This window comes from Mycolicibacterium bacteremicum (assembly GCF_002086115.1).
Taxonomy (GTDB): domain Bacteria; phylum Actinomycetota; class Actinomycetes; order Mycobacteriales; family Mycobacteriaceae; genus Mycobacterium; species Mycobacterium bacteremicum.
In genome coordinates, this window is sequence record NZ_MVHJ01000001.1 from 225,418 (window position 1) to 240,133 (window position 14,716).

Annotated in this window: 7 protein-coding genes; 6 read left to right on the forward strand and 1 reads right to left on the reverse strand. The window is 68.1% G+C overall.

From position 1 onward, the window contains the following. Nucleotides 1-24 precede the first annotated feature (24 nt). The 3 genes from trpB to lgt are packed head-to-tail and all read left to right on the forward strand — an operon-like array spanning nucleotide 25 to nucleotide 4,630. Complete coding sequence (trpB, locus tag BST17_RS01030; RefSeq protein WP_083055245.1) at nucleotides 25-1,278, forward strand: tryptophan synthase subunit beta; 1,254 nt, start codon at nucleotides 25-27, stop codon at nucleotides 1,276-1,278. Beyond that, entirely contained in the window at nucleotides 1,275-2,063 is a 789-nt protein-coding gene (gene trpA / locus BST17_RS01035) for a tryptophan synthase subunit alpha (RefSeq protein ID WP_083054686.1), read from the forward strand. Before trpB ends, trpA begins: the two co-directional genes overlap by 4 nt. Further along, a complete protein-coding gene (gene lgt / locus BST17_RS01040; protein ID WP_083054688.1) occupies nucleotides 2,060-4,630 on the forward strand; it encodes a prolipoprotein diacylglyceryl transferase in 2,571 nt (856 codons plus the stop codon). The genes trpA and lgt overlap by 4 nt, the downstream gene beginning before the upstream one ends. Nucleotides 4,631-4,636: 6 nt before the next feature. On the opposite strand, the gene BST17_RS01045 is transcribed toward lgt, so the two are convergent. Then, nucleotides 4,637-6,337 carry a DUF222 domain-containing protein gene (locus BST17_RS01045; protein WP_083054690.1) on the reverse strand — a complete coding sequence of 567 codons (1,701 nt, stop codon included), beginning with the start codon at nucleotides 6,335-6,337 and terminating at the stop codon, nucleotides 4,637-4,639. A 338-nt stretch (nucleotides 6,338-6,675) separates the two neighbouring features. Here BST17_RS01045 and BST17_RS01050 point away from each other — a divergent pair, with 338 nt between their 5' ends. The 3 genes from BST17_RS01050 to BST17_RS01060 all read left to right on the forward strand — a co-directional run bounded on the left by BST17_RS01050 (nucleotide 6,676) and on the right by BST17_RS01060 (nucleotide 14,694). Then, entirely contained in the window at nucleotides 6,676-8,091 is a 1,416-nt protein-coding gene (locus tag BST17_RS01050; RefSeq protein WP_083054692.1) for a nitrate/nitrite transporter, read from the forward strand. A 120-nt stretch (nucleotides 8,092-8,211) separates the two neighbouring features. Next, nucleotides 8,212-12,150 carry a bifunctional nitrate reductase/sulfite reductase flavoprotein subunit alpha gene (locus tag BST17_RS01055; RefSeq protein ID WP_083054694.1) on the forward strand — a complete coding sequence of 1,313 codons (3,939 nt, stop codon included), beginning with the start codon at nucleotides 8,212-8,214 and terminating at the stop codon, nucleotides 12,148-12,150. Nucleotides 12,151-12,186: 36 nt separating this feature from the next. Continuing rightward, the gene (locus BST17_RS01060; RefSeq protein WP_083054697.1) at nucleotides 12,187-14,694 is read left to right on the forward strand and encodes an excinuclease ABC subunit UvrA; all 2,508 of its coding nucleotides are present in this window, start codon (nucleotides 12,187-12,189) and stop codon (nucleotides 14,692-14,694) included. Nucleotides 14,695-14,716 lie beyond the last annotated feature (22 nt).

Sequence of the window (14,716 nt, forward strand, 5' to 3'; positions counted from 1 at the left end):
CTCAGTCGAAGAGGCGTTGTGAACATGGGCGATATCGCCGGATTGCCGAACACCAGTGCAGCACTGGCCGAACCCACCAGCCATGACCCGGACGCCAGGGGACATTTCGGCGCCTACGGCGGCCGACTGGTGCCCGAGGCGCTGATGGCCGTCATCGAAGAGGTCACCGCGGCGTACGAAAAGGCGCGCAACGACCAGACCTTCCTCGATGAGCTCGACCGCCTGCAGCGTCACTACAGCGGGCGGCCGTCACCGCTCTACGAGGCCGAGCGGCTGAGTGCACACGTCGGCGGTGCGCGGATCTTCCTGAAGCGAGAAGACCTCAACCACACCGGATCTCACAAGATCAACAATGTGCTCGGGCAGGCGCTGCTGGCCCGCCAGATGGGCAAGACCCGGGTGATCGCCGAGACCGGCGCCGGCCAGCACGGTGTCGCCACCGCGACCGCATGCGCGCTGCTCGGCCTGGAATGCGTCATCTACATGGGCGCCGTAGACACCGCGCGGCAGGCGCTCAACGTCGCCCGGATGCGTCTACTCGGCGCCACGGTGGTGTCGGTCGAGTCCGGCTCGCGCACCCTCAAAGACGCCATCAACGAGACGTTCCGCGACTGGGTTGCCAACGCGGACAACACGTATTACGCGTTCGGGACGGCCGCCGGGCCGCACCCGTTCCCGCTCATGGTGCGCGACTTCCAGCGGATCATCGGCATGGAGGCGCGCGTTCAGATCCGCGAGCAGGCCGGCCGGTTGCCGGATGCGGTGGCCGCATGTGTCGGCGGCGGATCGAACGCGATCGGCATCTTCCACGCCTTCATCGATGACCCGGCCGTGCGGCTGATCGGTTTCGAGGCCGCCGGCGACGGGGTGGAGACCGGTCGGCATGCCGCCACCTTCACCGGTGGTTCGCCGGGGGCGTTCCAGGGTTCGTTCTCCTATCTGTTGCAGGACGAGGACGGCCAGACCATCGAGTCCCATTCCATCTCGGCCGGTTTGGACTATCCCGGCGTCGGGCCCGAGCACGCGCTGCTCAAGGACGTCGGGCGCGCGGAGTACCAGCCCATCACCGATACCGAGGCGATGGACGCGTTCTCGCTGCTGTGCCGGACCGAGGGCATCATCCCCGCGATCGAGTCGGCGCATGCGGTGGCAGGTGCGGTGAAGGTCGCGGCCGAACTCGGTCCGTCGGCCATCGTGCTGGTCAACGTCTCGGGGCGCGGCGACAAGGACGTCGAGACCGCTGCCAAGTGGTTCGGATTGCTGGAGGAGAAGTCGTGAGCCGGCTTGCGGCAGTGTTCGAAACCTGCCGCACGGAGAGTCGGGCGGCGTTGATCGGCTACCTGCCGACGGGATACCCGACCGTCGACACCTCGATCGAGGCGATGACGGCACTGGTCGAATCGGGTTGCGACATCGTCGAGGTCGGGGTCGCGTATTCCGATCCCGGGATGGACGGTCCGACGATCGCGCGGGCGACCGAGACCGCGCTGGCCAACGGCGTGCGGGTCTACGACGCGCTGCGGGTGGTCGAGGCCATCAGCAATGCCGGCGGGTCCGCGGTGGTGATGACGTACTGGAATCCGGTGCTGCGTAAGGGAGTCGATACGTTCGCACGCGACCTCGCCTCGGCGGGCGGCCTCGGCCTGATCACACCGGACCTGATTCCCGACGAGGCCGACGACTGGATCGCCGCCTCGGATGCCAATGGGTTGGATCGGATCTTCCTGGTTGCGCCGTCCTCGACGCCGGAGCGGTTGGCCGCGACCGTGCAGGCCTCCAGCGGTTTCGTCTACGCCGCGTCCACCATGGGCGTGACCGGGGCGCGTGACGCGGTGTCCAACGCGGCGCCGGAGTTGGTGAGCCGGGTCAAGGCCATCTCCGACATCCCGGTGGGCGTCGGCCTGGGTGTGCGATCCCGGCAGCAGGCCGCCGAGATCGGTGCGTACGCCGACGGCGTGATCGTCGGGTCGGCGCTGGTGTCGGCCCTCGATGAGGGGGTCGATGCGGTGCGGGCGCTGACCGCCGAGCTGGCCGAAGGTGTGCGGCAGGCGGTTCGCGCATGACGGTGAGCACGCTGGCCTACATCCCGAGTCCCGATCAGGGTGTCTGGTTCATCGGCAGCGTGCCACTGCGGGCGTATGCACTGTGCATCATCGCGGGCATCGTGGCCGCGCTGGTGATCGGCGACCGGCGGTGGGCCGCGCGTGGTGGTGAGCGCGGCGTCATCTACGACATCGCGCTGTGGGCCGTCCCGTTCGGTCTGGTCGGCGGGCGGCTCTACCACGTACTGACCGACTGGCCCACCTACTTCGGTGAGGGCGGGGCCGGTCTGGTCGCGGCGTTCCGCATCTGGGATGGCGGCCTGGGAATCTGGGGTGCGGTGGCGCTCGGTGCCGTCGGCGCGTGGATCGGGTGCCGGCGGCGGGGGATCCCATTGCCGGCGTTCGGTGATGCGATCGCCCCGGGAATCATCCTGGCGCAGGCCATCGGGCGGCTGGGCAATTACTTCAACCAGGAGCTCTATGGGCGGGCGACGACCGTGCCGTGGGGTTTGGAAATCTACGAGCGCCGCGATGCCGCCGGGTTCCGCGACACTCTCAACGGGGTGTCCACCGGCCAGGTCATCGGGGTGGTGCATCCGACGTTCCTGTACGAATTGCTGTGGAACCTGGCGGTGTTCGCGGCCCTGATCTGGGCCGACCGGCGTTTCAAGCTGGGGCACGGCAGACTCTTCGCGCTGTATGTGGCGGGTTATTGCCTGGGCCGGTTCTGGATCGAGCTGCTGCGCAGTGATACCGCGACGCTGATCGCCGGGATCCGGGTCAACTCGTTCACTTCGACGTTCGTGTTCATCGCCGCGGTGGTGTACATCATGGTCGCGCCGAAGGGTCGCGAGGCGCCGGCGACACTGGCCGGGAATCAGGCCCGCCAGCTCGCGGTCGAGGACCTGGACACCAAGGTGATCGCCACGGGTGCCGCCGGTGGAGTCGCCGGCGTTGCCGTGGCATCCGGCGGTGGCGGTGCCGGGGTGTCGGAGGCTGCCGACCGGGCCGACGCCGAGGAGGTGGCCGTCGAGACCGAGGTGCTCGAGGTTGTCGAGCCGGATGATGCGCCGACGAGCGCTCAGACCGGGCCCGACGACGCGGCGGCCGATGAGTCTGCGGCGGAAGCGGAGTCCGACTCGCTCGTCGAGGCCGAGGCTGCCGACAAGGCCGAGGTGGCCGGGGGCGATGAGGCGCGCGAAAACGGTGAGGTCGAGCAGGACGCACCCGAGGCAGAGCTACCGACGGTGACCGACGCCGACGCTCCCGACGGCTCCGATAACGATTCTGAACCTGGCGCTGTCGAGGATGAGGTCGAAGGGTCGGCCGAGGCGGAGGCCGCCGATGAGTTCGAGGCCGAGGCCGCCGAGGATGACGCGGTGCTCGACGGTGACGCACCGGCCGACGCGGACGGCAATGAGCAGGACGGGCCGGAGGCCGAACTTCTTGCGGTGACCGGTGTCGAACCGGACAACGCGGAGGAGGTGCCCGGCGAGACGTCCGATGAGGCCGATGTTGTCGGTGCGACCGATGCCGCTGGTGATGCCGAGACCGGCGTGGCCGATGACGGCGAGACCGAGGCGCAGGCCGGGTCCGAGCCGGCGACGGCCGTCGAGGGTGAGCCCAGCGACGAGGATTCCGACGACGGCATCGAAGCAGAAAGCGAAGCTGAAGCGGCCGACGTTTCGGCGGAGGCCGAAGGTGATGCCCCCGCCGTTGACGACGCGACCGATGCGAATGCCGACCAGCCCGAAGCTGATTCACAGCCCGCTGCGACGGCAGAAGGCAACATCGAGACCGCCGACGATGACGTAGCGGCGGACCGCGAGGGTGCCGACGCCGACGGTGGTGACGCGGCGGGTGCCGACGCCGACGCGACGCCGACCGGCCCGGAGGCCGAGCTGCTCGCGGTCAGGAGTGTCGACCCGGCGCCGGCAGCCGGGCAGTCTGACGTGTCCGGGGAGTCCGATGAAGCCACGGCGGACGAGTCCCCGCTGACCGAGGACGACGCCGACGGTGCTGTGGCGGATGGGTCGGTCGCCGAGGCGGAGGACGGTACCGACTCGGCTGTGGGCGGGCCGGCTGAGTCCGACGTACCTGCGGAGTCCGCCGATGAGGAGTTCGAAGAGTCCGCCGACGCGGAGTCTTCGGAGGCTGCAGGCGCTGACCCTGGCGACGCCGAGGGCGGGGGCGACGGCGAGGCCGCGGGTCAGCCCGAACCGGACGCAGATACCGACACCGAAGCTGACTCCGAGGCGGCGGATGCCACCGGTGTCGAGGGCGATACCGACGCCGACGCTGAGCCCGCGCCCGAGGAGTCCGTATCCGAGCCCGCGGACGAGTCCACGATTGACCCCGAGATCTCTGCCGAAGCCGAGGACACTCCCGAAGCCGAGGACACGTCCGACGGCGACGACGGCCCGGAAGCCGACACCACATCTGAAGCGGAGGACAGTCCCGAAACCGACGGGACCTCAGAAGCCGAGGATAGTCCGGACGCGGCGGCCACCCCGACTCCGGTTCAAACACCTACTCCGGCAACGTCACCCGCCCCATCGCGCAAGCGGTGGTGGCAGCGCCGCCGCTGAGAACGCCTATCGGTCCTCGCCGGCGTCTTCTTCGCGACGTCTGAGAAGTTCTTCGGGATGGTGATAGTGGTTCAGGGTGTCTTGGCCGGTGTCGAGTAACGGCGGCGGATGCCAGTGCACGCGGCCGTCGGGGCCGACGCTGGTGGTCCACCCGGTATCGAAGGCCAACTGATTGTCGGGGGCGCAGCCCAAACCGAGTCCGGTGATGTCGGTCTGTCCGCCTGCGCTCCAATCTTGTTCGGCGTGCATGCCCTGACACCCCGCGCCTTTGACGGGGCAATTGGGCATGGTGCAGCCACGGTCGCGACTGATCATGACCAGTCGTTGAGCTTTGGACGCCAGGCGTTTCGACCGCGCGAGGTACAGCGGTTCGGCGGTGTGCTCGCGGTAGACGATGAGGTAGTGATGGGCGTGCGCAGCCAGTCGGATGAGGTCGCGGATCGGCATCGTGGTGCCCACGGAGGTACGCGCGATCCCGGCCGCGCTCTGCAGTTCGGACAGAGTGGTGGAGACGACGACGGTCACCGGTAGGCCGTTGTACTGACCGAGTTGCTTGGACATCAGCGCGTTGCGGATGACCGCTTTGAGTGCATCGTGATTGCGCTGGGCCGCGGTGCGGTTGTCGCGTGCGGCGGCACTGGCTGCGGCGTCGTCGAGCAGGCTGCGGCGCTGTTGGAGCTCGTCAGCCGACAGGGCGGCGGGTTCGGGGTGTGCCAGGGCGGCGTCGAAATCATCGCGACGGTGTGCGAACGGCTCGGGTGTGGGAATGGCGGCCTCGTCCAGGCCGCTGACCTCAGGCGAGTCAATGGGTGGGAGCGGCGCCGTACTCGGCTCCGGTGGCTGCGGCGCGGGCGTCGGCGCATGCGGTCCGGGCTCACTCGGCGTCGTCTCGGGCCCGGTTGTCGTCACCGGTCTGGCCGACGGTACGGGTAGCCCGTCAATATCCAGCGGATTGGGGGTCGGATTGGGCACCGGGTGCTCGTCGGCGGGATTGTTGACTCCAGGTGCAGCCCACACCTGATTCATGGTCTTGAGGTAGGCGCCCAATTCGGGGTCGACCCACCCGGAAACCCGGATCAGGCCATCGGCATCCTGGCGACCCAGGGTTATCCCGCGCTCGTGGGAAGCCACATCGGGACTGTCGCCATCGGGGTTGAGCGTGTAGATCGCGTACTCGGCGACCTCGCGCAACGTGCGCGGAGTGATCCCGGTCGCGGCCTGGACCAGATCAGCCTCCAGCTCTGCGCACCGGTGGCGGTCGGCGTACCGGGCGGCCCGCACGACCGCGGTCCTGATCTCCTGGACATGATCGAGCGTGATACTGCCCTCGGCCAGCGCCGCGGCGCACGCGGCCAGCGTCGGCTCCAGCGGCTGGCCGTCCATGCTGTGGCGGGGGCCCAGATCGGCGGCATCGCGCACCCGGTCGGCGGCCTCGGCCTCCGTGATCCGCAGTCGGATGGTCAAGACCTGCGCCCAGGTACGGGCGCCGATCTCCTTGGGGGTGGCCTGCGCCTGCAGGGCGGCCAGGATGCGGTGATCGATCACGGCGGTGGTGCGGTGTCGATGTTCGCGACGTGACTGCAGCGCCAGCAGATCCGCCGGGTCCACCCGTGTCACATCGAGTGCGGCCAGCTGCTCGCAGGCGGCGTCATAGCCATCGAAGGCCGTCAGCACGACCTCTCGATCCGACACCTGATTCGCAAGCATGTTCGAATTCTACCGCTGCCGACCGACGCGCCGCGGTGGTTGTCCACAGGCTGCAGACTTATCCACAGATACCGAAAAGGCCTTGCGCACAATCGATTCGATGAGTACAAGCCGTCCTACGTGGCGGCCCTAAGACACCCCGGGATACCCGTCACCGGGCATCGCCGGAATGTTTCGGTGCGGTTTCCACGATGCTTCCACCGTGAATCCCGGGGCGCACCATGGCCGTCGGGTCCGGTGTGAGTAGGTGTTGACAGAGCCGACACGGTCGTGCAACGGACGCGGAATGGCCGAAACGTAACTTTTGCCTCAACCGTTTCCGCTGCTGGGAGGAATCCGTGTTCAACACACGCCGCAATCGCGATATCGCGCACTGGGATGCCGAAGATGTCCAGGCCTGGGAAGCAGGTGGCAAGGATGTCGCCAAGCGCAACCTGATCTGGTCGATCTTCGCTGAGCACGTGGGCTTTTCGGTCTGGTCCATCTGGTCGGTGATGGTGCTGTTCATGCCGCAGGATGTCTACGGCATCGATGCCGCCGGCAAGTTCTACCTGGTGGCGGTGCCGACGTTGGTGGGCGCATTCATGCGAATCCCGTACACCATCGCCCCGGCCCGCTTCGGCGGGCGCAACTGGACCATCGTCAGCGCACTGCTGCTGTTGATCCCGTTGGCGCTCACGCTCTGGGTGATGTCGCAGCCCGGCACGTCCTACACCACCTTCATGCTCGTGGCGGCATTCGCCGGCCTCGGCGGCGGCAACTTCGCCTCGTCGATGACCAACATCAACGCCTTCTACCCGCAACGACTGAAGGGGTGGGCGCTCGGACTGAACGCCGGCGGGGGCAACATCGGCGTGCCGGTCATCCAGCTGATCGGCCTGCTGGTCATCGCCACCGTGAGCAATACCGCGCCCTACCTGGTCTGTGCGATCTACCTCGTGCTCGTCGGTCTGGCCGCGCTCGGTGCGGCGTTCTTCATGGACAACCTGGGTAACCAGCGCTCGAACCTGGGCGCCATGGTCGAGGCGATGCGCTTCAAGCACTCCTGGGTGATGAGCTTCCTGTACATCGGCACGTTCGGATCGTTCATCGGTTTCAGCTTCGCATTCGGTCAGGTGCTGCAGATCAACTTCCTGGCCGGCGGCGACACCCCGGCGCAGGCATCGCTGCACGCCGCGCAGATCGCCTTCCTCGGACCGCTGCTCGGATCCATCTCCCGCCCCTTCGGCGGCAAGCTCGCCGACAAGATCGGCGGCGGCAAGATCACGCTGTACGTGTTCGTCGCGATGATCTTCGCCGCCGGAATCCTGGTCAGCGCAGGCATTCTCGACGACGGTATGGCAGGTGCGCCCACCGGTGGCCAGATGGCCGCGTACGTCGCAGGATTCATCCTGCTGTTCATCCTGTCCGGCCTGGGCAACGGTTCGACCTACAAGATGATCCCGTCCATCTTCGAAGCCAAGGCGCAGGGACACGACGAGTGGAGCCGCGAGGAGAAGGCGGCCTGGTCACGCAGCATGTCCGGTGCCCTCATCGGTTTCGCCGGCGCGGTCGGTGCCCTCGGCGGCGTGTTCATCAACATCGTGCTGCGGATGTCCTACGTCAGCGACGCGAAGTCCGCGACCAACGCGTTCTGGGTCTTCCTCGGGTTCTACGTGATCTGCGCGGCCGTCACCTGGTTCGTGTTCCTACGGCTCTCGTCGTCGAAGGCCACCGTCAGCGCGACGCTGCCGGAGTCGGTGGCCACCGCATAACCGGACGTACTCGACCTCATGACGCGCTCACCGCGGGGATGAGCGCGTTGTGAGGTCGAGTTTTCCTTGCCCTAACGTCGCCACAAAGGAGCCGGAACAGTGCCAGCACACGATGGTGGCATGTCGGTGACCACGCGGACCGCCTGCTCGTACTGCGGGGTCGGCTGCGGTATCGAGGTCACCACGAAGTCCGATCGGATCACCGGTCTGCCGGTCATCGCCCAGGTCAGCGGCGACAAGCTGCACCCCACCAATTTCGGCCGGCTGTGCACCAAGGGTGCCACCCACGCCGAATTGATGGCGGCCACCGACGGTCGGCTGACCACCGCTCTGGTACGTCCCGAACGCGGTGCCGACCCCGTCCCCACTCCCGTCGAAGAGGCCGTCGCCGAGGCGGGACGACGGCTGCGGGCCATCGTCGACGAGTACGGTCCGGATGCGGTTGCCCTCTACGTCTCCGGGCAGATGTCCATCGAGGCGCAGTATCTGGCCACCAAGCTGGCCAAGGGCTACCTGCGTACCGTCCACATCGAGTCGAACTCCCGGTTGTGCATGGCCAGCGCCGGCACCGGATACAAGCAGTCCCTCGGTGCCGACGGCCCGCCCGGGTCGTACACGGACTTCGATTCGGCGGACCTATTCTTCGTCATCGGCGCCAACATGGCCGACTGCCACCCGATCCTGTTCCTGCGGATGGCTGATCGGCTCAAGGCGGGCGCCAAACTGATCGTGGTGGACCCGCGGCGCACCGCGACCGCCGACAAGGCCGACCTCTACCTGCCGATCGCGCCCGGCACCGACCTCGCACTGCTCAACGGCCTGCTGCATCTGCTCGTCGCAGCAGGCGACATCGACGAGGAGTTCATCGCCGAGCACACCGAGGGCTGGGACGCGATGCCGGCCTTTTTGGCCGACTACACCCCGGACGTCGTGGCGACGATCACCGGTCTGCCCGAGGCCGACATCCGTACCGCCGCAGCGATGATCGCCGCGGCAGGGGAGTGGATGACCTGCTGGACCATGGGTCTCAACCAGAGCACCCACGGCACCTGGAACACCAATGCCATCTGCAACCTGCATCTGGCCACCGGTGCGATCTGCCGACCGGGCAGCGGGCCGATGTCGCTGACCGGTCAGCCCAATGCCATGGGCGGCCGCGAAATGGGCTACATGGGACCGGGATTGCCGGGGCAGCGGGCCGTGCTCTCGGCTGAGGACCGGGCGTTCTGCGAGGACCAATGGGACCTCGACCCCGGCACCATCCGCAGCGACGTCGGCCCCGGGACGGTCGCCATGTTCGAGCAGGCCGCTGCCGGCGACATCAAGGCATGCTGGATCATCTGCACCAATCCCGTTGCCTCGGTGCCGAACCGGGCCACCGTCATCGCCGCCCTGCAGGCGTGCGACCTCGTCATCACCCAGGACGCCTACCGCGACACCGCAACCAACCGCTACGCGGACATCGCGCTACCCGCCGCCCTGTGGTCCGAGAGTGACGCGGTGATGATCAACTCCGAACGCAACCTCACCCTGTTGCAGCAGTCCGTGCCGCCGGTGGGCGAGGCGCGCCCCGACTGGGAACTGATCTGCGGTGTCGCCGAGTATCTGGGATTCGGTGACGATTTCGCCTACAAGTCCAGTTCGCAGATCTTCGACGAGATCCGCCGCTTCTCCAATCCACGCACCGGCTACGACCTGCGCGGCGCCAGCTATGACCGGCTGCGCGAGTCCCCGCTGCAATGGCCCTGCCCACCCGATGACAACGATGATCGTCATCCCATCCGCTATGTCAATGACGGTGTCTCGCAAACCCTGCACGTCGACGCCGACGGGCACCGACCCCGGTTGGCGTTTCCGACACCGTCGCGGCGGGCTCGGTTCTTGGCCCGGCCGCACATGGACGCACGCGAACTGCCCGACGACCAGTACCCGATGGTGCTCAACACCGGTCGGCTGCAGCATCAGTGGCACACCATGACCAAGACCGGTCGGGTCGACAAACTCAACAAGCTCAACGGCGCGCCGTTCGTCGAGATCCACCCCGAGGACGCGGCCGCCTCGGGCATCACCTCGGACCATCACGTCGAGCTCACGTCCCGGCGCGGGCGGGCCGTGCTGCCGGTGTCGATCACCGACCGGGTGCGGCCCGGCAACGTGTGGGCCCCGTTCCACTGGAACGACGAGCACGGTGAACACCTCACCGTCAACGCGCTGACCAACGACGCTGTCGACGCGGATTCCCTGCAACCCGAGCTCAAGGTCTGCGCGGTCCGGTTGTGCCCGGTCGAGGTGCCACGCCCGGACCCACTGCAATTGAACATGACTGCACCGCAGTTCACCGATGACGAGAAGCTGTACCTGTCCGGATTCTTCACCGGTCTGGACGCGAACCCCGACGGTGTCCCGGTGCTGCCGCCCTCGGCGCCGGTGCGCCCGCAGGTTCGGCTGTGGGTGGACGGACTGCTGGCAGGCACCTACTCGCGCAAGCTCGCCGAGCCGACCACCGGGCCCCTGGTGCTGTGGGCATCCCAGACCGGCACTGCCGAGGAGTTCGCGGCCCGGCTGGCCGGCCGGATCACCGGCGCGCGGCTGATCACCATGAACGATGTCTCCCTGGACGATGTCGCGGCGGCCGAGGACGTGCTGTTCGTCACCAGCACCTTCGGCGACGGCGGCCCGCCGGACAACGGTGCCGAATTCTGGGACCGGTTGTCCGGTGCCGATGCGCCGGCCCTGCACGGCGTGCGCTATTCGGTGCTCGGCATCGGGGACCGGGCCTACGACAACTTCTGCGGACACGCGAAGGCGCTGGACACCCGACTCGCCGAACTGGGCGCCACCCGGGTGCACGAGCGGGTCGATTGCGAATCCCACGATGACGCACCGATGGTCGCCTGGGCCGACCTGGTGACCCAGGCGGAGCCGCCGACAACACCGCGCGCCGCGCCGCTGACCCGCAACAACCCGGCGACCGTTCCGTTGAGCCGCAACATCCGGCTGACGCCCGAGTCGGCCCGAAAAGAGGTGCGCCAGTTCGGCTTCGACATCTCCGAACACGTCGCGGAACACGGGGTGGCCTATGCCGCCGGTGATGCACTGGGCGTGTTCGTCAGCAACGACGACGCGTCGGTGGCCGCCTGGCTGGCCGCGACCGGACTGTCCGGTGACGAGATCATCGAGGTCGACGGTGCCGAGACCGATCTGCGTGCCGCGCTGATGTCGGCCTATGACATCTGCCGGGTGACACCGAACCTGCTGAACTTCGTCGCCGAACGCTGCCCACAGGCCACGGTGCTGCGCCGCGCCCGGGAGAAGCTGGACGGCTGGCTGACCGACCGCAATGGTCTCGACATCGTCGAGGAGTTCGCCGTGCGGGCGGACCCGGCGGAATGGCAGGACGCGCTGGTGCGGCTGACGCCGCGGCAGTACTCCATCTCGTCCAGCCCGTTGGTGAGCCCGACCGAGGTGCAGTTGACGGTGTCGGTGGTGCGCTACCGCGGAGCCCGTGGCGTCGCCCGCGGCGGAGTGGCGTCGACGTTCCTGGCCGACCGCGCGCAGACCGCACCGGTCTTCGTGCAGCGCTCGCCGAACTTCCGCCCGCCCGAAGACCCGGCCACGCCGATGATCATGGTCGGCCCGGGCACCGGGATCGCACCGTTCCGGGCGTTCCTGCAGGAGCGCCGCGCGCTGGGCCACCGGGGTCGCAATTGGCTGTTCTTCGGCGATCAGCACCGCAGCGAAAACTTTTACTACCGCGACGACGTGCAGGACATGGTCGACGACGGCTTCCTCAACCGGCTGGACCTGGCATTCTCGCGGGACCAGGCACGCCGGGTCTACGTGCAGGACAGGATGGCCGAACGCGGTGCCGACCTATGGCGCTGGCTGGAGGACGGCGCGCATTTCTACGTGTGCGGGGACGCCGCGCGGATGGCCGCCGATGTCGACGCGGCCCTGGTCACCATCATCCGTAAGCACGGGTCGCTGTCCGCCGAGGCCGCCCAGGACTACAAGAAGGATCTGGTCGCCACCAAGCGGTATGTGCGCGATGTGTACTGATCGTGCGCGCGCAATGCCGGCGCGCACAATGGAGCGGTGAGCGACGAACCAGACGCCTGTGTCCGGGTGTACGGCTCCCGTGTGCACAACCTGCGCACGGTGGATGTCGCCGCGCCACGGGATGCGTTCGTGGTGTTCACCGGGGTCTCCGGGTCCGGCAAGTCCTCGCTGGCCTTCGGCACCATCTATGCCGAGGCGCAGCGGCGCTACTTCGAATCGGTGGCGCCCTACGCGCGGCGCCTCCTGCTACCCAATGACGCCCCCAAGGTCGATGACATCACCGGATTGCCGCCCGCGGTGGCGCTGCAGCAGCGTCGCGGGGCCACCAGCAGTCGCTCCACCGTCGGGACCGTCACCACACTGTCGAACCTGTTGCGAATGCTGCTGTCCCGGGCCGGCAGTTATCCGCCTTGTGCGACCGAACGGCTGGATTCCGACGCCTTCTCGGCCAACACCGCGGTCGGGGCCTGCCCGGAATGCCATGGCCTCGGCCGCATCCACCGGGTGACCGAGCGGACGCTGGTGCACGACCCCACGCTCACCATCCGCGAGGGCGCCGTCTCGGCCTGGCCCGGCGCCTGGCAGGGCCAGAATCTGCGCGACATCCTCATCACCCTCGGCTACGACATCGACAAGCCCTGGCGCAAACTGCCCAAGCGGCAACGTGACTGGATCCTGTTCACCGACGAGCAGCCGACGGTCGAGATCGACCCGAGCCGGCATCCGGTCATCGCCGAGTACTACTACAACGGCACCTTCTCCAGCGCCGAACGCCACATCCGGCACACCCTGGCGAACTCGCAGAGCGCGATGATGCGCCGTCGGGCGCTGCAGTACGTCGACAGCATCGACTGCCCGGTGTGCGGCGGGTCCGGGCTCCGGCCCGAGGCACTCGCGGTGACCTTCGCCGGCCACAACATCGCCGAACTGGTGTCGCTGCCGCTGCACACGCTGGCTCAGGTGCTCGAACCCGCCGCGAGCAGAACCGAATTCGACGCGGCGTACGAGTCCACCGAGTCCGGTGAGCACACCGAGGTGGCCACCATGATCGCCGCCGACCTGGTGGGCCGCATCGCCGTGCTGGTGGACCTCGGGCTCGGCTATCTGAGCCTGAACCGTCGCACCCCCTCGGTGTCGCCGGGGGAACTGCAACGCCTGCGCCTGGCCACTCAGCTGCGCGCCGGGCTGTTCGGCGTCCTCTACGTCCTCGATGAGCCGTCGGCGGGTCTGCACCCGGCCGATACCGAGACGCTGCTGGTGGTGCTCGACCGGCTGCGCCGCGCCGGGAACTCGCTCTTCGTCGTCGAACACGACATGGACGTGGTGCGCCGTGCCGACTGGATCGTCGATGTGGGCCCCGGCGCCGGCGAACTGGGCGGTGAGGTGCTCTACAGCGGCCCGGTGGCCGGCCTGGCCGCTATCGAGCGCTCCGTGACCCGGCGCCACCTGTTCGACCCGCAGCACCGCGGGAACCGCGCACCGCGGACTCCGGTGGGCGTCCTGCGCCTGCGGGGCATCACGTTCCACAACCTGCGCGACGTCGATGTCGACATCCCGCTGGGTACCTTCGTCGCCGTCACCGGGGTCTCCGGTTCGGGTAAGTCGACACTGGTGTGCAAGGTGCTCGGTGATGTCATCGCCGCGCAGCTCGGCACCGCCGAGGTGGTCGAGGAGGCGGTCGACGGCGAGAGCGAACTGCTCGACATCGACCACGACGCGAGCATCGGGGTGACGGTGGGCGGCGCCGAGATGATCGGGCGGCTGGTCACCGTGGATCAGAAGCCGATCGGACGTACGCCGCGGTCGAATCTGGCCACCTATACGGGCCTGTTCGACGCCGTGCGCAGGACGTTCGCCGATACCGACGAGGCCCGCGCGCGCGGGTGGAACGCGGGACGTTTCTCGTTCAATGTCGCCGCCGGCCGGTGCGAGACCTGTCAGGGCGAGGGCTTCGTGTCGGTGGAACTGCTGTTCCTGCCCGGCACCTACGCCACCTGCCCGACGTGCCACGGCGCCCGCTACTCCGAGGAGACTCTGGAGGTCACCTACCGGGGGCACAACATCGCCGACGTGTTGGCCATGACGGTCGACGAGGCGGTGGACTTCCTGGCCGATCTGCCCGCGGCGTTGCGCAGTCTGGACACCCTGCGCGACGTCGGGTTGGGATATCTGCGGCTGGGCCAGCCCGCCACCGAGCTCTCCGGCGGCGAAGCCCAGCGCATCAAACTGGCCACCGAGCTGCAGCGCGCCAAGCGCGGCCACACGCTGTATGTGCTCGACGAACCCACCACCGGTCTGCACCCCGCCGATGTCGAACTGCTGGAGCAACAGCTGCACCGACTGGTCGAGGCCGGCAACACCGTCGTGGTGGCCGAACACGACATGTCCGTGGTGGCCGGCGCCGATCACGTGATCGACCTCGGTCCCGGCGGTGGTGCCGACGGCGGCGCCGTGGTGGCGGCCGGGACCCCGCACCAGGTGGCCACGCACCCGTCGAGCCGGACCGCGCCCTATCTGACCGCCGCGCTCATCGGCCCAGCGTGAATAAAAGTCGGCTGTCGGCCGT